The sequence below is a fragment of the Pseudomonas sp. LBUM1651 genome (assembly GCF_059716135.1).
In genome coordinates this window covers 893,863-913,313 of record NZ_CP166805.1, presented here as the reverse complement: position 1 = coordinate 913,313, position 19,451 = coordinate 893,863, and the positions used below count along the sequence as shown (strand labels likewise).

Annotated in this window: 16 protein-coding genes and 1 pseudogene; 8 read left to right on the top strand and 9 right to left on the bottom strand. The window is 60.4% G+C overall.

The features are described from left to right. Positions 1-12 precede the first annotated feature (12 nt). The 5 genes from gatA (at position 13) to ACA066_RS04095 (ending at position 4,929) form a co-directional block, all read left to right on the top strand. A complete protein-coding gene (gatA, locus tag ACA066_RS04115) occupies positions 13-1,464 on the top strand; it encodes an Asp-tRNA(Asn)/Glu-tRNA(Gln) amidotransferase subunit GatA (RefSeq protein WP_497698232.1) in 1,452 nt (483 codons plus the stop codon). Between the two features lie 10 nt (positions 1,465-1,474). Next, positions 1,475-2,920 carry an Asp-tRNA(Asn)/Glu-tRNA(Gln) amidotransferase subunit GatB gene (gene gatB, locus ACA066_RS04110; RefSeq protein ID WP_497698231.1) on the top strand — a complete coding sequence of 482 codons (1,446 nt, stop codon included), beginning with the start codon at positions 1,475-1,477 and terminating at the stop codon, positions 2,918-2,920. A gap of 148 nt (positions 2,921-3,068) precedes the next feature. After that, positions 3,069-3,440, top strand: a complete 372-nt coding sequence (locus tag ACA066_RS04105; protein ID WP_497698230.1) for a septal ring lytic transglycosylase RlpA family protein — start codon at positions 3,069-3,071, stop codon at positions 3,438-3,440. 50 nt (positions 3,441-3,490) lie between these two features. After that, positions 3,491-4,552, top strand: a complete 1,062-nt coding sequence (locus ACA066_RS04100; RefSeq protein ID WP_497698229.1) for a calcium/sodium antiporter — start codon at positions 3,491-3,493, stop codon at positions 4,550-4,552. Beyond that, on the top strand, positions 4,549-4,929 hold the full coding sequence (locus tag ACA066_RS04095) for a carboxymuconolactone decarboxylase family protein (protein WP_109627965.1): 381 nt from the start codon (positions 4,549-4,551) through the stop codon (positions 4,927-4,929). The genes ACA066_RS04100 and ACA066_RS04095 overlap by 4 nt, the downstream gene beginning before the upstream one ends. 128 nt (positions 4,930-5,057) lie before the next feature. On the opposite strand, the gene ACA066_RS04090 is transcribed toward ACA066_RS04095, so the two are convergent. From ACA066_RS04090 to kdgD, 5 genes are all read right to left on the bottom strand, one after another. Next, entirely contained in the window at positions 5,058-5,999 is a 942-nt protein-coding gene (locus ACA066_RS04090; RefSeq protein ID WP_497698228.1) for an AEC family transporter, read from the bottom strand. Between the two features lie 181 nt (positions 6,000-6,180). Beyond that, complete coding sequence (gene garD, locus ACA066_RS04085) at positions 6,181-7,734, bottom strand: galactarate dehydratase (protein WP_497698227.1); 1,554 nt, start codon at positions 7,732-7,734, stop codon at positions 6,181-6,183. An 11-nt stretch (positions 7,735-7,745) separates the two neighbouring features. Next, positions 7,746-9,203, bottom strand: coding sequence for an MFS transporter (locus ACA066_RS04080; protein WP_497699804.1), 1,458 nt, complete (start codon positions 9,201-9,203; stop codon positions 7,746-7,748). A 66-nt stretch (positions 9,204-9,269) separates the two neighbouring features. Further along, positions 9,270-10,715: an aldehyde dehydrogenase family protein gene (locus ACA066_RS04075; RefSeq protein WP_497698226.1), complete on the bottom strand. Its 1,446-nt coding sequence runs from the start codon at positions 10,713-10,715 to the stop codon at positions 9,270-9,272. A gap of 75 nt (positions 10,716-10,790) precedes the next feature. Further along, the gene (kdgD, locus tag ACA066_RS04070; protein WP_497698225.1) at positions 10,791-11,702 is read right to left on the bottom strand and encodes a 5-dehydro-4-deoxyglucarate dehydratase; all 912 of its coding nucleotides are present in this window, start codon (positions 11,700-11,702) and stop codon (positions 10,791-10,793) included. Positions 11,703-11,940: 238 nt separating this feature from the next. Here kdgD and ACA066_RS04065 point away from each other — a divergent pair. Beyond that, a pseudogene (locus ACA066_RS04065) lies at positions 11,941-13,244 on the top strand (phospholipase). A gap of 14 nt (positions 13,245-13,258) precedes the next feature. Next, entirely contained in the window at positions 13,259-13,450 is a 192-nt protein-coding gene (locus ACA066_RS04060; RefSeq protein ID WP_497698224.1) for a hypothetical protein, read from the top strand. 134 nt (positions 13,451-13,584) lie between these two features. Here ACA066_RS04060 and ACA066_RS04055 read toward each other — a convergent pair whose 3' ends face one another. From ACA066_RS04055 to ACA066_RS04040, 4 genes are all read right to left on the bottom strand, one after another. Continuing rightward, positions 13,585-14,334: a FadR/GntR family transcriptional regulator gene (locus ACA066_RS04055; protein WP_497698223.1), complete on the bottom strand. Its 750-nt coding sequence runs from the start codon at positions 14,332-14,334 to the stop codon at positions 13,585-13,587. Between the two features lie 180 nt (positions 14,335-14,514). Continuing rightward, positions 14,515-16,242, bottom strand: a complete 1,728-nt coding sequence (locus ACA066_RS04050) for an ABC transporter ATP-binding protein/permease (RefSeq protein WP_497698222.1) — start codon at positions 16,240-16,242, stop codon at positions 14,515-14,517. Positions 16,243-16,339: 97 nt separating this feature from the next. Beyond that, positions 16,340-16,900: a response regulator transcription factor gene (locus ACA066_RS04045; RefSeq protein ID WP_017336511.1), complete on the bottom strand. Its 561-nt coding sequence runs from the start codon at positions 16,898-16,900 to the stop codon at positions 16,340-16,342. Further along, the gene (locus ACA066_RS04040) at positions 16,893-18,155 is read right to left on the bottom strand and encodes an ATP-binding protein (RefSeq protein ID WP_497698221.1); all 1,263 of its coding nucleotides are present in this window, start codon (positions 18,153-18,155) and stop codon (positions 16,893-16,895) included. The genes ACA066_RS04045 and ACA066_RS04040 overlap by 8 nt, the downstream gene beginning before the upstream one ends. A gap of 374 nt (positions 18,156-18,529) precedes the next feature. On the opposite strand from ACA066_RS04040, the gene ACA066_RS04035 reads away from it, so the two are divergent. Next, the gene (locus ACA066_RS04035; protein WP_497698220.1) at positions 18,530-19,246 is read left to right on the top strand and encodes an SIMPL domain-containing protein; all 717 of its coding nucleotides are present in this window, start codon (positions 18,530-18,532) and stop codon (positions 19,244-19,246) included. The last annotated feature ends 205 nt before the right edge of the window (positions 19,247-19,451 follow it).

Here is a 19,451-nt window from a genome sequence, read left to right as displayed (position 1 = left end):
AAAGAGCCTGCAATGCATCAATTGACTCTGGCCGAGATCGCCCGCGGACTCGCCGATAAAAAGTTTTCTTCCGAAGAGCTGACCAAAACCCTGCTGGCGCGCATCGCCCAGCTCGATCCTCAGCTCAACAGCTTCATCAGCCTCACCGAAGACCTGGCGCTCCAGCAGGCGAAAGCCGCTGACGCACGCCGGGCCAATGGTGAGAGCGGCGCCCTGCTCGGCGCGCCGATCGCCCATAAAGACCTGTTCTGCACCCAGGGCATCCGCACCAGCTGCGGCTCGAAGATGCTCGACAATTTTAAAGCACCGTACGACGCCACCGTGGTTGCCAAACTGGCGGCAGCCGGCGCGGTGACGCTGGGCAAGACCAACATGGACGAATTCGCCATGGGTTCGGCCAACGAGTCGAGCTACTACGGCGCGGTGAAAAACCCGTGGAACCTGGAACACGTTCCGGGTGGTTCGTCCGGCGGTTCCGCTGCGGCGGTCGCGGCGCGCCTGTTGCCGGCGGCTACCGGCACCGATACCGGCGGCTCGATCCGTCAGCCCGCTGCACTGACCAACCTCACCGGCCTGAAACCGACGTACGGTCGTGTTTCGCGCTGGGGCATGATCGCTTACGCCTCCAGCCTCGATCAGGGCGGCCCGTTGGCCCGCACGGCCGAAGACTGCGCGATCCTGCTGCAAGGCATGGCCGGTTTCGATCCGCAGGATTCCACCAGCATCGACGAACCCGTGCCTGATTACAGCGCCAGCCTCAACGGTTCGCTGCAAGGCCTGCGCATCGGCGTGCCGAAGGAATACTTCAGCGCTGGCCTGGACCCGCGCATCGCCGACCTGGTCATGGCCAGTGTCGAAGAGCTGAAAAAGCTCGGCGCCGTGATTAAGGAAATCAGCCTGCCGAACATGCAGCACGCGATTCCTGCGTACTACGTGATCGCCCCGGCAGAAGCCTCTTCCAACCTGTCGCGTTTCGACGGCGTGCGTTTCGGCCATCGCTGCGAAGACCCGAAAAACCTGGAAGATCTGTACAAGCGTTCCCGTGGCGAAGGTTTCGGTGCGGAAGTGCAGCGCCGGATCATGGTCGGCGCCTACGCGCTGTCCGCCGGCTACTACGACGCCTACTACCTGAAGGCGCAGAAGATTCGTCGCTTGATCAAGAACGACTTCATGGCCGCCTTCAACGAGGTCGACATCATCCTCGGCCCGACCACACCGAACCCGGCCTGGAAGCTCGGCGCCAAGAACAGCGACCCGGTCGCTGCATACCTGGAAGACGTCTACACCATCACCGCCAACCTCGCCGGTCTGCCGGGCCTGTCCATGCCGGCAGGTTTTGTCGACGGTCTGCCGGTCGGCGTGCAACTGCTCGCCCCGTATTTCCAGGAAGGCCGCTTGCTCAACGTTGCGCACCAGTATCAGCTGAACACTGACTGGCACACCCGCACCCCAACCGGCTTCTGAGGAGAAACACATGCAATGGGAAGTCGTGATCGGGCTGGAGATTCATACCCAGCTCACCACCCGGTCGAAAATCTTTTCCGGTAGTTCCACCACCTTCGGTTCCGAGCCGAACACCCAGGCCAGCCTGGTTGATCTCGGTATGCCCGGCGTATTGCCGGTGCTGAACCAGGAAGCGGTGCGCATGGCGGTGATGTTCGGTCTGGCGATCGATGCCGAGATCGGCCAGCACAACGTGTTCGCCCGTAAAAACTATTTCTACCCGGACCTGCCGAAGGGCTACCAGATCAGCCAGATGGAATTGCCGATCGTTGGCAAGGGCCACCTGGACATCGCGCTGGACGACGGCACGATCAAACGTGTCGGCGTGACGCGCGCGCACCTTGAAGAAGACGCCGGTAAAAGCCTGCATGAAGAGTTCAACGGCGCCACCGGCATCGACCTGAACCGTGCCGGCACGCCGCTGCTGGAAATCGTCTCAGAGCCGGACATGCGCAGTGCCAAGGAAGCCGTGGCCTACGTCAAGACCATCCACGCGCTGGTGCGTTACCTGGGCATCTGCGACGGCAACATGGCCGAAGGTTCGCTACGTTGCGACTGCAACGTGTCGATCCGTCCGAAGGGCCAGGTTGAATATGGCACCCGCTGCGAGATCAAGAACGTCAACTCGTTCCGCTTCATCGAGAAGGCGATCAACAGCGAAGTGCAGCGTCAGATCGAACTGATCGAAGACGGCGGCAAGGTGATCCAGCAGACCCGCCTGTACGATCCGAACAAGGACGAAACCCGTCCGATGCGCAGCAAAGAGGAAGCCAACGACTACCGTTACTTCCCCGATCCGGACCTGCTGCCGGTGGTCATCGAGGACTCGTTCCTCAATGACGTGCGCGCAACATTGCCGGAACTGCCACCGCAGAAACGCGAGCGTTTCCAGGAGCAGTTCGGTCTGTCGGTCTACGACGCCAGCGTCCTGGCCACCAGCCGCGAGCAAGCCGATTACTTCGAGAAAGTCGCGAGCATTGGCGGCGACGCCAAACTGGCGGCCAACTGGGTCATGGTTGAACTGGGCAGCCTGCTGAACAAACAGGGCCTGGACATCGAGCAGTCGCCGGTTTCGGCCGAGCAACTGGGCGGCATGCTGTTGCGCATCAAGGACAACACCATCTCCGGCAAGATCGCCAAAGTGGTGTTCGAAGCCATGGCCAACGGCGAAGGCAGCGCGGACGAGATCATCGACAAGCGCGGCCTCAAGCAGGTGACCGACAGCGGCGCGATCTCGGCGGTGCTGGACGAAATGCTCGCGGCCAACGCCGAGCAGGTCGAGCAATACCGCGCGGCAGACGAAGCCAAACGCGGCAAGATGTTCGGCTTCTTCGTCGGCCAGGCCATGAAAGCCTCCAAAGGCAAGGCCAACCCGCAACAGGTCAACGAACTGCTGAAAAGCAAGCTCGAAGGCTGATGAGAATGGAGCCAGCCCTCAAATCTGGCTCCGCCCCTTGTGGGAGCCAGCCTGCTGGCGATAGCGGTCTGACATTCAACATACCCGTGTCTGACACTCCGCGATCGCCAGCAGGCTGGCTCCCACATTTGTTTTCGGGAAACCTTGAATGAAGCGTCTGCTCAGCCTTTGCGCCCTACTCTCTCTGCTCGCCGGTTGCGCCAGCACCGATGTCGTCGATCCACACGGCTACGACCAGTCAGGCGTGGCGTCCTACTACGGCGCCAGACACCAGGGCAAACGCACCGCCAGCGGTGAACGTTTCGACAAGAATTCCCTGACCGCCGCCCACCGCCAACTACCCTTTGGTACGCGGGTGAAGGTCACCAATCTGAAGAACGACAAATCCTGCGTGGTGCGTATCAATGACCGCGGGCCGCACACTCGCGGGCGCCTGATCGACTTGTCGCATGAAGCCGCCGAGCAACTGGGCATGCTCAAAAGCGGCACCGCACGGGTTCGCGTGCAAGCCCTCGACTGACTGACGGAGCCCCGACCATTTTCGGACTCGCCGACATACCCCTGCTCAGCATGATTGAACTGCTCAGCGGCCTGGTTCTGCTGATCGCCGGCGCCGAACTGATGGTGCGCGCCGCCGTGCGCCTGGCCGCGCGACTGCATGTGCGACCGCTGATCATCGGCCTGACCATCGTCGCCCTCGGCAGCAGCGCGCCGCAGATGGCGGTCAGCCTGCAAGCCACATTGGCGCAGAACGCCGACATCGCCGTCGGCAGCGTGATTGGCAGTAGCATCTTCAACATCCTCGTCACCCTGGGGCTCTCGGCGCTGATTATCCCGCTGCGGGTTTCGCGGGAACTGGTGCGCCTCGACATTCCGCTGATGATCGGTGCCAGCCTGCTGGTGTTCGTGCTGGCGTGGAATAAAGAACTGACCCGGGTCGATGGCGTGATGCTGCTGACGGCGTTGGCGCTGTATCTGGGCTTGTTGCTGCGACAGTCACGGCACTCGGTCCGTCCGCAATCGACCTCCCACGAAGGCCCTGAAGCTCCGTGGCTCACCAGCCTGCTGATGATCGTCGTCGGCCTCGCGATGCTGGTGTACGCCGGGCACTTGCTGTTGGTCGCCGCGGTATCGGTCGCCACTGACCTGGGACTGTCGGAACGGATCATCGGCCTGACCATCGTCGCCGTCAGCACCTCCCTGCCGGAGCTGGCCACTTCGTTGATCGCTGCCTTGCGTGGTCAGCGCGACATCGCCGTAGGCAACGTGATCGGCAGCAACCTGTTCAACCTTCTGGGCGTGCTGGGCGTTACCGCACTGATCGCGCCGTCACCGTTGTCGGTTTCGCCCAACGCGCTGGATTTCGACTTGCCGGTGATGCTCGGCGTCGCGGCGCTGTGCTTGCCGATGTTCTATTCCGGTTATCGGGTGACCCGCGCCGAAGGTCTGCTGTTTCTGGGTTTGTACCTGGCGTACGGTCTGCACGTGGTGTCGTTCACCACCGGCATGCCGCTGGCGGGCAAGCTTGAACACCTGATGCTGTTTTTCGTCCTGCCGGCGCTGGTGGCGTTTCTGTTGTTCACGTCGCTGCGCGCCTGGCGTCGCCAACACCACAAGAGGGAATTGCCATGACCGACAATAAAAAGCCCGGCGTTGAAGTCCGCCGCCAAGTGATGGGCGACGCCTTCGTCGACCGCGCGTTGGGCAATGCCACCGAGTTCACCCAGCCGTTGCAGGATTTCGTCAACGAACACGCCTGGGGCAGCGTGTGGAATCGCGAAGGTCTGCCGCTGAAAACCCGCAGCCTGATCACCCTCGCCGCGCTGACCGCGCTGAAGTGCCCGCAGGAATTGAAAGGCCACGTGCGCGGTGCGCTGAACAACGGTTGCACCGTGGAAGAGATTCGCGAGGCGTTGCTGCATTGTGCGGTGTATGCGGGCGTGCCGGCGGCGATCGATGCATTCCGGGCGGCGCAGGAAGTGATTGATACCTACCAGAAGCCAGAGTAAGCCGCCGGCATTCCGTTGCCAGGTCTACCGCCATCGCGAGCAGGCTCGCTCCCACATTTGGAATGCATTCCCCTGTGGGAGCGAGCCTGCTCGCGATGAGGCCCTGAAGAACACCGCAAATCCCGAAGCTAGATCCACCCACCCCACTGCAACAAAAAGATCCCGATGTTGGTGGTCACCGCCGCCATCAACGTGGTGATCACAATGATCGCCGCCGCCAGTTCATGATTGCCATTGGCCGCCCGGGCCATGACAAAACTGGCCGCCGCGGTCGGGCTGCCGAAGTACAGGAACAAGATCCCCAACTCCGCCCCGCGAAAACCCCATAGCCAAGCGCCCAGCGTTGCCAGCACCGGCAGGCCGATCATCTTCACCAGGCTGGAACTCAGCGCCATGTTGCCGCTCTTGCGCATGGCCGCCAGCGACAGCGTGCCGCCGATACAGATCAACGCCAACGGCAACGTGGTTTGCGCCAGATATTGCCCCGACGTCTCAAGCCAGCCCGGCAAGCCGATCTTGAAATACGCAAACGGCGCCGCCGCAAACACGCTGATGATCAGCGGGTTGACCATCACGCTTTTGCAGATACTCCACGGATCGGACTTGATCACCGGGCTGTAGACCGCCAGCACAATGGTCGAGAGGGTGTTGTAGAACAGGATCACCAGCGCCGCGAGAATCGCCCCGAGGGAAATCCCGTAATCGCCGTACATGCTCGCCGCCAGTGCGAGACCGATGACGCCATTGTTGCCGCGAAAGGCGCCCTGGGTGTAAATTCCGCGGTCTTCACGCGGACACTTCCAGATCGCCCAGCCCCAGGCGATGGCGAAACACACCAGCGTCGCAATCGAGAAATAGATCAGCAGCGCCGGTTGCAGCGCGGCGTGCAGGTCGGCATGCAGGATGCCCATAAACAGCAACGCCGGCATGGTGACGTTGAACACCAGGGCCGACGCGGTGTGGATGAAGTTGTCGTTGATCCATTCGATGCGCTTGAGCAGCACACCCAGAAACAGCATGGCAAACACTGGCGCGGTGATGTTCAGGGTTTCGAGGAAGATTGCCAGCATGCCGGGAGTTACCTTGGGTGGGCGTCGTTAGGGGGCTAATGATAAGCCACGGAGGACATCGGCGTCTGGGAGAACGCTATCGCGGGCAAGCCTTGCTCCTACAGGTCTGCGTCGTACGCAATGGCGTGAACGACATATAACCGTAGGAGCAAGGCTTGCCCGCGATGCAGGCGACTCGGTCTTAGGTAATCGGTGCAGGGTTGAACAGGGTGATGTCGTTATGCAGTTTGTGCTGCTCGGCCCACGTCTGCTTCTTCCCGCTGGCCACATCCAGATAGTAGTGAAACAACTCCCACCCAAGATCTTCAATCGAAGCCCGCCCGGTCGCAATCCGCCCGGCATCGATGTCGATCAGGTCAGGCCAGCGCTGCGCCAATTCAGTCCGGGTTGACACCTTCACCACCGGCACCATCGCCAAACCATACGGCGTACCGCGCCCGGTGGTGAACACATGCAGGTTCATCCCCGCCGCCAGTTGCAACGTCCCGCAGACAAAATCACTGGCCGGGGTCGCGCAGAAAATCAGGCCTTTGCGCTTGAAGCGTTCGCCAGGACCAAGCACCCCGTTGATCGCGCTGCTGCCGGATTTGACGATCGAGCCCAACGACTTCTCGACAATGTTCGACAACCCGCCCTTCTTGTTGCCCGGCGTGGTGTTGGCGCTACGATCCGCTTCGCCCTTGGCCAGATAACGGTCGTACCAGTCCATTTCCCGCACCAGTTCCTGAGCGACTTCTTCGGTTTCGGCACGGGAGGTCAGCAAGTAAATCGCATCGCGCACTTCAGTGACTTCGGAGAACATCACCGTCGCGCCAGCCCGCAGCAACAGGTCAGAAGCAAAACCCAGGGCCGGGTTGGCGGTGATGCCGGAGAACGCATCGCTACCGCCACACTGCATGCCGAGAATCAGCTCGGACGCCGGCACGGTTTCCCGGCGACGTTGATCGAGCTTCTTCAAACGAGTCTCGGCCAGCGCCATGATCTGCTCGATCATCTCAGTGAAACCGTGACTCGAATCCTGCAAGCGATACAGCCACGGATCACTCAAATCCACCGAGCTGTCGTTCTCGTGCATCACCTGCCCGGCCTGCAATTTCTCGCAGCCCAGGCTGATGACCAAGGCCTCGCCACCCAGGTTCGGGTTACGGGCCAGGTTGCGCACGGTGCGGATCGGGATGTATGCGTCGGTGGCGGTGATCGCCACGCCACAGCCGTAACTGTGGGTCAGCGCCACCACGTCATCGACGTTCGGATACTTGGGCAGCAACTCATCCTTGATGCGCTTGACCGCATGATCGAGCACACCGGTGACGCACTGAACCGTGGTGGTAATCCCGAGAATGTTGCGCGTGCCGACGGTGCCGTCGGCGTTGCGATAACCCTCGAATGTGAAACCTTCCAGCGGTGCCTGCGCGGCCGGCACTTCGGTGGACAGCGGCAAGCTGTCCAGCGGTGGCGCGGTGGGCATGCGCAGTTGATCTTCCTTGACCCAACTGCCGCGCGGAATCGGCTGCAACGCGTAGCCGATGACCTGGCCGTAACGAATCACCTGACCGCCCTCTGGAATGTCTTCCAGGGTGACTTTATGGCTCTGCGGCACGAAGTCCACAGTCAACAGGCCATCGGGAAATTCGGTGCCGGCCGGTACGCCCTGGTCATTGACCACAATCACTACGTTGTCCCGCTCGTGCAGGCGGATGTAGCGCGGCGAGTCGGAGTGTTCAATCAACTGCATGACGCCGCTCCTCAGGAATGCGCTTGAGACAATTTGTTGTTGGTTTCAGGACCGCTGACTGGCGGTTCCTTGAGCACCACACGCTTGATCGGCCCCACGATCACCAGGTAGCTGAACACGGCGACCAGTGCGTTGCAGCCGACAAACACCAGCGCCCATTTGAACGAACCGGTGGAACTGATGATGTAGCCAATCACGATGGGCGTGGTGATCGAAGCGATGTTGCCGAAGGTGTTGAACAAGCCACCGCTGAGACCGGCGATCTGTTTCGGCGACGTATCGGACACCACCGCCCAACCCAGCGCACCCACGCCTTTGCCGAAGAATGCCAAGGCCATGAAGCCGACAACCATCCATTCAACATCGACATAATTGCAGGCGACGATGCTGCTGGAGACCAACAGGCCGGCAATGATCGGCGCCTTGCGGGCGAAGGTCAGGGAATGGCCTTTGCGCAGCAGGTAATCGGAAATCACCCCGCCGAGCACACCACCGATGAAGCCGCAGATCGCCGGCAACGAGGCGATGAAACCGGCCTTCAGGATGGTCATCCCGCGCTCTTGCACCAGGTACACCGGGAACCAGGTCAGGAAGAAGTAGGTGATGCCGTTGATGCAGTACTGGCCCAGGTACACGCCGAGCATCATGCGATTGGTCAGCAACTGGCGGATGTAGTCCCATTTCGGACCATCGACCTTTTTGCCCTTGCCTTTGTCCTGGTCCATGTCGACCATGCCGCCATTGTCGGCGATGTGCTTGAACTCGGCGTCGTTGATCATCGGGTGCTGGCGCGGGCTGTAGATCACCTTCAGCCAGATGCCCGAGAAGATGATGCCGATCACGCCCATGACGATGAACACGTGCTGCCAGCCGAAGCTGTAGACGATCCAGCCCATCAGCGGTGCGAACAACACGGTGGCAAAGTATTGCGCCGAGTTGAAGATCGCCGAAGCGGTGCCGCGTTCAGCCGTCGGAAACCAGGCCGCGACAATGCGTGCGTTGCCGGGGAAGGATGGCGCTTCGGCCAGGCCCACCAGAAAGCGCAGCATGAACAGCGCAACCACCGCCGTGGACATGCCGAACTCGCCGACATAACCCTGGAGCACGGTGAACAATGACCAGGTGAAAATGCTCAGCGCGTAGATTTTTTTCGAGCCGAAACGGTCCAGCAGCCAGCCACCGGGAATTTGCCCGGCCACGTAGGCCCAACCGAATGCAGAGAAGATGTAGCCAAGGGTGACCGCGTCGATGCCGAGGTCTTTTTGCAGGCTGGAGCCGGCGATTGCGATGGTAGCCCGGTCGGCGTAGTTGATCGTGGTCACCAGAAACAGCATGAGCAGGATCAAATAACGGACGTGAGTCGGCTTCTGAGTCGATTGCATGTAGATGTACTCCCACTGATTATTTTTATGCGGGTAATAACGGTCTTGTTTTTTGTGGGAGCTGGCCTGCCAGCGATGCGGGCACATAGGTATGTCAGTCACACCGCGGTGATGCCATCGCTGGCAGGCCAGCTCCCACAGGTATTGCGTGTATCAGGAACCGATGTAGGCAGTTTTTACGACCGTGTAGAACTCTTGCGCGTAGCGACCCTGCTCGCGGGAACCATAGGATGAGCCTTTACGCCCACCAAATGGAACGTGGTAATCCACGCCCGCCGTCGGCAGGTTGACCATCACCATCCCGGCCTGGGAGTGGCGCTTGAAGTGGTTGGCGTATTTCAGCGACGTGGTGGCGATGCCCGCCGACAAACCGAATTCGGTGTCGTTGGCCATGGCCAGTGCCGCGTCGTAATCCGCGACGCGAACCACGTTGGCCACCGGGCCAAAGATCTCTTCACGGCTGATGCGCATCGCCGCTTCGCTGTCGGCAAACAGCGTCGGTGCGAGGTAGTAGCCTTCAGTATCGCAAGTCACCAGACCACCGCCGCTGACCAGTCGCGCACCTTCGGACTGGCCGATGTCGATGTATTTCAGGTCCTGTTCGAGCTGAGCCTGGGAAACCACCGGACCAATGTCGGTGCCGGTTTTCAGCGCATGGCCGACCTTGATCGACTTCATGCGCTCGGCCATGGCTTCGACGAACTTGTCGTGAATCCCGGCGGTGACGATGAAGCGGCTGGATGCCGTGCAACGCTGACCGGTGGAGTAGAACGCGCTCTGTACCGACAGCTCGACCGCTTGTTTCAGGTCGGCGTCGTCGAGAATGATCTGCGGGTTCTTGCCACCCATTTCCAGCTGGACCTTGGCCTGGCGCGACACGCAGCTGACGGCGATCTGACGACCGACACCGACGGAACCGGTGAAACTGATGCCATCGACTTTCGGACTCTGCACCAACGCATCGCCCACCACGCGACCGCTGCCCATCACCAGGTTGAACACGCCGGCCGGGAAACCTGCGCGAGAGATGATTTCAGCCAGCGCCCAGGCGCAACCCGGAACCAGATCAGCTGGTTTCAGCACGACGCAGTTGCCGTAAGCCAGGGCCGGGGCGATTTTCCATGCCGGGATCGCAATCGGGAAGTTCCACGGGGTAATCAGGCCAACTACGCCCAATGCTTCGCGAGTGACTTCGACGTTGACGCCCGGACGTACCGACGGCAGGTAGTCGCCAGACAACCGGAGTGTTTCACCGGCGAAAAACTTGAAGATGTTACCGGCGCGGGTCACTTCGCCGATGGCTTCAGGCAAGGTTTTGCCTTCTTCACGGGCGAGCAAGGTGCCAAGCTCCTCGCGGCGAACGAGGATTTCAGTACCGACCTTGTCCAGTGAATCGTGGCGGGCCTGAATACCCGAAGTCGACCAGGCCGGAAACGCGGCGCGAGCGGCGTCGATGGCGGTGTGGACCTGGGCCAGATCGGCCTTGGCGTAGTTGCCGATGGTATCGGTCAGCTCGGACGGATTGATGTTGGCGCAGTAATCACTGCCCGTCACCCATTCACCGTTGATGTAGTTATCGAAACGCTTTGCATCTGCCATCTGGCTTTCCCCTTCAAAAGAAGTCCTCACACAAAAAGCCGCTGATCACTCAGCGGCCTTGCTTAATTGGGTGTGTTATTGCGCACCTTGCTTGTCGATCAGCGCGGCGAGCATTTCGTACTCTTCGCCGGTCAGGTCAGTCAGCGGTGCACGCACAGGACCTGCGTCGTAGCCGGCAATCTTCGCCCCGGCCTTGACGATGCTCACCGCGTAACCGGCTTTGCGGTTACGGATGTCCAGGTACGGCAGGAAGAAGTCGTCGATGATGTTGCCGACAGTGGCGTGATCTTCGCGAGCAATGGCGTGGTAGAAATCCATCGCGGTTTTCGGGATGAAGTTGAACACCGCCGAGGAGTAGACCGGCACGCCCAACGCCTTGTAAGCAGCGGCGTAGACTTCGGCGGTCGGCAAACCGCCCAGGTAGCTGAAGCGATCGCCGAGGCGGCGACGGATCGACACCATCAACTCGATATCGCCCAGGCCATCCTTGTAGCCGATCAGGTTCGGGCAGCGCTCGGCCAGACGTTCCAGCAACGGCGCGGTCAGGCGGCAGACGTTACGGTTGTAAACCACCACGCCGATTTTTACCGATTTGCACACGGCTTCAACGTGGGCGGCGACGCCGTCCTGGCTGGCTTCGGTCAGGTAGTGCGGCAGCAGCAACAGGCCTTTGGCGCCCAGACGCTCGGCTTCCTGTGCGTACTCGATGGCTTGACGGGTCGAACCACCCACACCGGCCAGAATCGGCACGCTGGTTTCGCAGGTGTCGACGGCGGTCTTGATGATTTCCGAATATTCGCTGGCCGCCAGAGAGAAGAACTCACCGGTGCCGCCTGCGGCGAAAAGAGCCGAGGCGCCGTATGGGGCCAGCCATTCGAGACGCTTGATGTAGCCCGCGCGATGGAAGTCGCCCTGAGCATTGAAATCGGTAACCGGGAAAGACAGCAGACCGGAAGAGAGGATGGACTTCAGTTCTTGTGGATTCATTATTCGAACACCCTGGGTAGCACGTTTGTGTGTGAGGAAATCGTTCAGCCTGCGCCGAAGTTGTAGGTCATCGTACAACCTAAAAAACAACCGTCAACTGCATTTCATCGCCGCATCCAAAATTTATGCGTCGGAAAAGTATTTTCTTGACGTAGGAAAGTTCTCCTCTATGCTCTGAATAACTGTATATACATACAGTTGTCTTAAAGCACACCGACGACATATCAAGGAGATAGAAATGTCAGGTCTACACACACAAACGCAGGAAAAACCGAAGCAGGTCATCGCGGGTCTGGATGATCTGTTTACCGAGAACGGCATCGCCATTAGAGGTAATGACCATCTGGTCCTGCGCCTGAATGCCCATGGCACCGACGCCCATCAACCGTCCACCTCTGCATCCGACAACGCCTTGAAAGGCAAGCCACAGCTGAGGTTCGAGGGTGGTGAACACACGGCCATCGGCGACAACACGCTGCTGCGTTTCGTCAAGGACGCCCCCGCGATAGTGGCGTCGCAGGTCGAGCTGCACTTGCCGAACGGGTTGGCCCTGACCTATGGGCAGGTCGTTGCACTAGGGGGTGATTTCTATGGCATTCCCGATAAACCGATCAGCGAAGGCGCGACTGCCGCCGACCGGATCCAGCGTTTACCGAGGCTTTCAATTCCCTGGCGGTACTGCCGGCGTCCAATGCCGAGGCGAAGCTGATTCTCGCTGTCATGCAAAAGGAAATCGCCGTAGTTAAACAAGCGATCAAGGATGGCAAACAGCCGCACGAGGCCTATGACGCCTTGGGTGATACGTTGTCGGAGGAGTGGAACAAGATCACCGGTGGCGGCAGTTTTGTTTCAGCCCTGTATCCATTGGGCCGCTATCTGAAACTGGCGGCCAACAATGCCGATCACTTCGCCGAGTGGGCACTGCTGGCCTACATCGCCGGGCACACCGCCGCGTTGCAACAAGCGGTGATCGCCCACAACACGGGCGACGACAAGTCGCTGGAACTGGCATACGCGATGAACGCTTTCGCCGATCACTACCTGACCGACCTGTTTTCCGCCGGCCACCTGCGCGTGCCACGCAAACAGTTGGCGGCGGTGGTCACGCCGAGTGATCTGGGCTCGTTGATTACACGCTTCATGCACGACGAAGACAGCAAGTTCGGCCTCAACGTGCGCAATGGCGATGGCGCTCAATGGCATGCGTATGGCGACAAGCGCTACTTCGATGCAATCGACAGCGCCAATCGCCTCCAGGTCAATCAAGCGGTTCAAGTGTCGGCGGATGAAATATTCGAGGCGTACCTAAGCGGCATCGCCCCGTCACCCGGCAGTTTCGCGGCATTGAAAAAACTGCCTGATCTGCAAGCAGTGTTGAGCCCGACGGGTAATTTCTCGCCGCTGTTCAAGGTCGAGGGTAACAAGGTGCTGCGGCGCAAGGACGTAAACAATCTGAACGACACTGCCACGGTGGATGACTGGTGGGGCTGGAGCACTTACCTGCTGCTCAAGGACTACAACCCGACTGGCAACGTGGCCTGATAAGGAGATCGATGATGACTATCAAATTGAAACTGGAACTGGCTTCGGGGCAATCGCTGAAGGGTGCGCCGCTGGAGTTGCTGGCCAAGGGAGCGGTGATTGCTCGGGCGGTGGTGGGTGAGCATGGGGATGTGGTGTTCGATGCCGCACCTGGCGCAGGCCGGTTGGCGGTGAGGGTGGATCGTTCGATTCTTCGTACTGGCTGACGCTGTGGTGTAACGACCGCTGGCCCAATCGCTAGCAAGCCAGCTCCTTGTCTGTGAACACCCGAGACCCACTGTAGGAGCTGGCTTGCTAGCGATGGCGGGCTCTCGGACAACCCGTAATCCGGGTTGGAGTATTAGCCCCGCTGCGCCTCGGCCTCTTCATGGGCATGGCGCAACCGCTCGCGGCTGTTCGTCAAATGCAAGCGCATCGCCGCCCGCGCCGCATCGGAATCCTGGCGCGCAATCGCATCGTAGATCTCTTCGTGCTCCCGGCTCAGACGGCTCATGTAGTGCTGCTGATCATCATTGGCCAGGCGCGCCGAGTTCAGGCGCGTACGCGGAATGATGCTGGTGCCGAGGTGGGTCATGATGTCGGTGAAATAGCGGTTGCCGGTCGACAGCGCGATTTGCAGGTGGAACTGAAAGTCCGAGGCCACGGCATCGCTGGCGTGGGCCGCGCTTTCGTTCAAGGCGTCCAGCGCGGCGCGCATCAACGCCAACTGTTCAGGGCTGCGGCGTTGCGCCGCGAGGCCGGCGGATTCCACTTCGAGGCTGATGCGCAGTTCCAGAATCGCCAGTACATCGCGCAGCGTCACCACGGTGGCCGGATCGATACGGAAACCGCTCGGGCTCGGCGTATCGAGCACGAAGGTGCCGATGCCATGGCGGGTTTCCACTTGCCCGGCCGCCTGCAAACGGGAAATCGCCTCGCGCACTACGGTGCGGCTGACGCCATGGGCATCCATGATCGCCGACTCGGTGGGCAACTTGTCGCCGCGCTTGAGGTGACCGTCGCGGATCTGCTCGGACAGCACCGTCACCAGTTCCTGTGCGAGGCTGCGGCGCTTGCGAGGGAGGCGTGGTGCGTCGATCGGGTTTTCCATGGTGAACGTCTGTCTCGAAAAATTCGGCTGAAACCGCATCATAGCGCAAGGCGGTTGTACGATCACCACCGCCCCCTGTAGGAGCAAAGCTTGCTCGCGATGGCCGTTACGCGGTTTCCGACTGAGAACCGCGTCATCGTTCATCGCGAGCAAGCTTTGCTCCTACAGGGGGCAGTGGTGTTATGCGGTTACGGTTTGGTCCACCAGATGGCCATTGTCGATACGAACATGCCGTGGATGGAATCGTTTCAAGCTGCTGCGATGCCCGACGCTGACAATGCTCAGCCCCGGAATCTCATCGATCAGCGCCTGATACAGCGACGCCTCGTCCTCCTCGTCCATCGCCGAGGTCGCTTCGTCCATGTACAGCCATTGCGGTGCATAAAGCAGCGCACGGGCAAAGGCCAGACGTTGCTGTTCACCCGGTGAGAGCATGCGTTGCCAGTGATTCGCTTCGTCCAGGCGTGAAACCAGGTGCGGCAAACGACAGGTTTCCAGCACGTGAACGTAACGCTCGTTCGGATAGGTGTCGCCGGCCTGTGGATAACTCAACGCCTCGCGCAGTGTGCCAATCGGCAGGTAAGGCTTTTGCGGCAGGAACAGATAGCGCGCCGTCGGCAGACGAATGCTGCCGTGGCCCGCCGGCCACAGATGCCCCATCGCCCGAAACAACGTGGACTTGCCACTGCCGGAACGGCCGCTGAGCATTACGCGCTCGCCCTCCTCCACGGTCATGTCGGCGTTGGTCAGCAGGTGACGACCATCAGCGAGGTCGAGGCCCAGGTTATGCACCTTCAACGCATCACCTTGATTCTGCACGTCAATGGCTGGCGCACGCTCTTCATTGTCGGTCATGGCCTGGCGGAAACTCAGCAGACGATCGCATGTGGCGCGCCACGACGCGAGGTTCTGGTACGCACTGATAAACCAGCTGAAACTTTCCTGCACGTTGCCGAACGCCGAGCTGATTTGCATCAGCTCGCCGAGTTCGATCTTGCCGGACAAGTAACGCGGCGAAGCGACGATGAACGGAAAGATGATGGCTGCCTGTTGGTAACCTGCGGTAAAGAACGTCAGACGCTTGGACACCTTCATGATGTCCCAGAAGTTGTGCCAAACCATGCTGAAACGGCTGCTCAAGCGACGGTTTTCATTCGGCTCGCCGTTGTACAACGCGATGCTTTCGGCATTTTCGCGAATCCGCACCATGGAGAAACGCAGATCGGCTTCGAAACGTTGTTGCTGGTTGTTCAGGCCGATCAAGCGACGACCGATCAAATGGGTCAGCCAGCTACCGATCACGGCATACACCAGCACACACCAGAACATGTAGCCGGGAATGGTAAAACCGAGCACTTCGATACTGCCCGACACGCCCCACAAAATGATCGAAAACGACACCAGGCTGACAATGTTGCGCAGCAAACCGATACCCAGTTCCAGGGTATTGGAGGTGAAGTTGTTGAGGTCTTCGGAGATCCGCTGGTCCGGGTTATCGGTGTAACCGCCCTGCTCCAGCTGGTAGTAGTTCTTGTTGCCGAGCCAGCGGGCGAAATGCTTTTCCGTGAGCCAGGCACGCCAGCGAATGGTCAGCATCTGGGTCAGGTAGAGCCTGTACACGGCACCGACAATCGCCACCGCCGCAATCCCGCAGAAGTACAGAATCAGCCGCCAGAACGCCGCTTCATCTTTTTGCTGGAGAGCGTTGTAAAAATCCTTGTACCAGGTGTTGAACCACACCGAGATGCCCACGCTGATCAGCGATAACGCAATTACCGCGATCAGCAGCGTCCAGGCCTTGACCTTCTCCTCGCTGCGCCAGTAAGGCGTGATCATCGCCCAGACTTTGCGAAAAAACTGCCCGCGCACAGCATCGTTGACCGCGGAATATTCAGCGTTCTGATTCATGGATAAGGCTCGATAAAGAAAAGTACAGGCACGAACCGATCATAGATGATCGGTTCGGTTTGTCGCGAGGCGTGGCCGGCATTCGTTCAGCGCAGGTTCAGCGACGAACGGGACGCTTCTGCAGTTTGCGCTGCAGCGTGCGGCGGTGCATGCCCAGGGCGCGGGCAGTGGCGGAGATGTTGCCTTCGTGCTCGGTCAACACGCGCTGGATGTGTTCCCACTGCAGGCGGTCCACCGACATCGGGTTTTCCGGCACCAGGGTGTCGAGGTCGGCGTGCTCGGAGAGCAGCGCAGCAAGGACGTCATCGGCATCCGCCGGTTTGCACAGGTAGTTGCAGGCACCGCGCTTGATCGCCTCGACGGCGGTGGCAATGCTCGAGTAACCGGTGAGGATCACCACGCGCATGTCCGGGTCGAGCTCGAGCAGTTTCGGCAGCAACACCAGGCCCGAATCGCCGTCCATTTTAAGGTCCAGCGCGGCGTAATCCGGGATGTCGGCCTGGGCGATGGTCAGGCCTTCTTCGGCGGAACCGGCGGTGCTGACGCGAAAACCCCGGCGAGCCATGGCGCGCGCCATCACGCGGGTGAACGTGGCGTCGTCATCTACCAGCAGCAAATGCGGCAGTTCTTCGCCTTCGACTTGGATCTCGTCACTCATGTTCGTCTCCTCGGGCGACACGGGGCAGGCGCAGCTCGGTGAGCGTGCCGCCTTCCTCATGACTGTAGAGTTTCACTGAGCCGCCGGCGCGTGTCACGCTGGCCTTGCTCAAAAACAGGCCCAGGCCGAAACCTTTGCCCTTGGTGGTAAAAAACGGTTTACCGATCTGTTCGGCGATGGCCAGCGGCACACCGGCGCCGTGGTCGCGAATGCTGATGGTCAAATCCTCGGCATTCCAGTCCAGCGTCACTTGCAGCCCTTCGGGGCAAGCGTCGGCGGCGTTGTTGAGCAGATTCAGCAGCGCCTGGGTCAGGTCCGGCGGCGGCGCCATGCGCGGCACGGTGCCCTGGCCCAGACGCTGGAAGCGGTAGCTGGCTTCCGGGCGCATCAGGTGCCAGCGGTTCAGCGCTTCGTCGAGCCAGTCGGTGACGTCCTGCATTTCCACCGCCAGACGGCGATTGGCCTCTGCCGCCCGAACCAGCTGCTGCAGGGTCTCTTTGCACAGTTTGACCTGATCCTGCAGCACGCTCAGGTCGTCCTGCAACATCGGGTCGTGATGGTCCTGACGCATTTCCTTGAGCAGCACGCTCATGGTCGCCAGTGGCGTGCCCAGTTCATGGGCGGCACCGGCGGCCTGGGTGGCGACGGCCAGCAATTGCTGATCGCGCAGACCTTCTTCGCGACGGATAGCGCGCAGCTCTTCCTGGCGGCGCAGCTCTTCAGCCATGCGCGCGGCGAAGAAGGTAATCACCGCCGCGGCCAGGGCGAAACTCAGCCACATCCCGTAGACCTGCAGGTTTTCCCGGGCAATCGGGAAGGTTTGCAGGGGATAGAAGCGCGCCAGCAGCAAGGTGTACATCGTCAGCGCGATGCCCGACAGGATCACCGAATAACGCCATGGCAGCGTCACGGCGGCGATAGTCAGCGGCACCAGGTAATAAGAAACGAAAGGGTTGGTCGAGCCGCCGGAGAAATACAGCAAGGCACTGTGGATAAACAGGTCGCAGGCCAGTTGCACGGCGTATTCGAGTTCGGTGACGGGCCATGAAGTGCGCAGGCGAATCGCCGTGAACGCGCACAGCAACATCGAACAACCGAGGGTCGCGGCCAGTTGAAACCAGGGCAGCGGCAGCAAGTCGAACCAGTAAGCCAGGCCCACGGAACCGGCCTGGGCGGCCAGCACCAGGGTGCGGATGAACGTCAGCCGCCAGAGGTTCTGACGAGTCGCGGAAGTGATTTGAACGGGGGCGAGCATGAGCTCTCCTGATGAGCGCTCCAGGCGGATCGCACGGAGTATAACCAAGCACGGAGGCTGGCAGGCAAAAGTGCGGCAAACGGCCACATGCACCAAGTAATGTATCTGTGACGAAGTACTCCTGTGGCGAGGGGGCTTGCCCCCGTTCGGCTGCGAAGCAGACGCCATTTGGCTGACTCGGTTTGACTGATAAAACGCATTGGCAGTTCTGGGACTGCTCCGCAGTCCAACGGGGGCAAGCCCCCTCGCCACAGGGCCACCGTCAATCCATCTGTATAGAAGTTGTAACTGTGCGAACCGGATCATTAAAGCTAGAGTCTGATGGTTTCACGCAGGCTCGGACCCAACCCCTGCGCATCGTCCAAGGAGTTTTCATGCACACTTTCCGCCGCAGCGCCGCCCTTCTTGCCCTCAGCGCTGGCACCGTCGCCAGCCTTCCGGCCCTGGCCGCCGACGAGCTGCATTACAACCAGATTTCCCTGCGCGCCGAAGTCAGTCAGGAAGTCGCCCGCGACCTGATGATCGTGACCCTCTACACCGAAGAACAAAACACCGACCCGGCCAAACTCGCCGCGGACGTCAGCACCACCATGAACAAGGCGCTGGCCCAGACCAAGCAAGTCAAAGACATCACCCTGCGCCAGGGCAGCCGCAACAGCTACCCGATCTACGACACCAAAGGCCAGAAAATCACCGGCTGGCGTGAACGCGCCGAACTGCGTCTGGAAAGCTCCGACTTCGCCGCGCTGTCGAAGCTGACCGGCGAACTGCTCACCGACCTGAAAATGGGCGGCATGGACTTCGCCATCGCCACGCCAACCCGAAAGGCCAGCGAAGACGCGTTGCTGAAAGATGCTGTGACGGCCTTCAAAGCCCGCGCACAACTGGCCACCGATGCACTGGGCGGCAAGGGTTACAAAATCGTCAACTTGAACCTCAACAGCAACGGTTACCCGCAACCGTACATGCGCGGGCCGATGATGATGAAAGCGGCGAGCATGGACGCCGCGCCGGTGACGCCGGAAGTCGAGGCCGGCACCAGCCAGGTCAGCATGACGGCGGATGGGGTGGTTGAAGTGTTGCTGCCTTGATTCGATAACCGGCATAAAAAGACGGCGATCACCAACGTGATCGGCGTTTTTATTGCCTGACATAAAGACAGAGGTGGGACTGCCTTGTTTGTGGTGATCGCACCGCCGCCATCGCCGGCAAGCCGGTCTCGCTCCCACGGGGGGTCAGCGAATATCTGAGAGAAATGGGTCGGCTGACAGGCCGCCTATCGCTGGCAAGCCAGCT

Excerpts from the sequence above, each read along its gene's own strand:
- ACA066_RS04075 (WP_497698226.1), bottom strand. The coding sequence starts at position 10,715 with ATGGCAGATGCAAAGCGTTTCGATAACTACATCAACGGTGAATGGGTG.
- ACA066_RS04090 (WP_497698228.1), bottom strand. The coding sequence starts at position 5,999 with ATGCTGGCAATCTTCCTCGAAACCCTGAACATCACCGCGCCAGTGTTT.
- ACA066_RS04035 (WP_497698220.1), top strand. The coding sequence starts at position 18,530 with ATGCACACTTTCCGCCGCAGCGCCGCCCTTCTTGCCCTCAGCGCTGGC.
- ACA066_RS04040 (WP_497698221.1), bottom strand. The coding sequence starts at position 18,155 with ATGCTCGCCCCCGTTCAAATCACTTCCGCGACTCGTCAGAACCTCTGG.
- ACA066_RS04055 (WP_497698223.1), bottom strand. The coding sequence starts at position 14,334 with ATGGAAAACCCGATCGACGCACCACGCCTCCCTCGCAAGCGCCGCAGC.
- ACA066_RS04050 (WP_497698222.1), bottom strand. The coding sequence starts at position 16,242 with ATGAATCAGAACGCTGAATATTCCGCGGTCAACGATGCTGTGCGCGGG.
- garD (WP_497698227.1), bottom strand. The coding sequence starts at position 7,734 with ATGCAGTTGATTGAACACTCCGACTCGCCGCGCTACATCCGCCTGCAC.
- kdgD (WP_497698225.1), bottom strand. The coding sequence starts at position 11,702 with ATGAATCCACAAGAACTGAAGTCCATCCTCTCTTCCGGTCTGCTGTCT.
- ACA066_RS04060 (WP_497698224.1), top strand. The coding sequence starts at position 13,259 with ATGACTATCAAATTGAAACTGGAACTGGCTTCGGGGCAATCGCTGAAG.
- ACA066_RS04095 (WP_109627965.1), top strand. The coding sequence starts at position 4,549 with ATGACCGACAATAAAAAGCCCGGCGTTGAAGTCCGCCGCCAAGTGATG.
- ACA066_RS04045 (WP_017336511.1), bottom strand. The coding sequence starts at position 16,900 with ATGAGTGACGAGATCCAAGTCGAAGGCGAAGAACTGCCGCATTTGCTG.
- ACA066_RS04080 (WP_497699804.1), bottom strand. The coding sequence starts at position 9,203 with ATGTGCCCGCATCGCTGGCAGGCCAGCTCCCACAAAAAACAAGACCGT.
- gatB (WP_497698231.1), top strand. The coding sequence starts at position 1,475 with ATGCAATGGGAAGTCGTGATCGGGCTGGAGATTCATACCCAGCTCACC.
- gatA (WP_497698232.1), top strand. The coding sequence starts at position 13 with ATGCATCAATTGACTCTGGCCGAGATCGCCCGCGGACTCGCCGATAAA.
- ACA066_RS04100 (WP_497698229.1), top strand. The coding sequence starts at position 3,491 with ATGATTGAACTGCTCAGCGGCCTGGTTCTGCTGATCGCCGGCGCCGAA.
- ACA066_RS04105 (WP_497698230.1), top strand. The coding sequence starts at position 3,069 with ATGAAGCGTCTGCTCAGCCTTTGCGCCCTACTCTCTCTGCTCGCCGGT.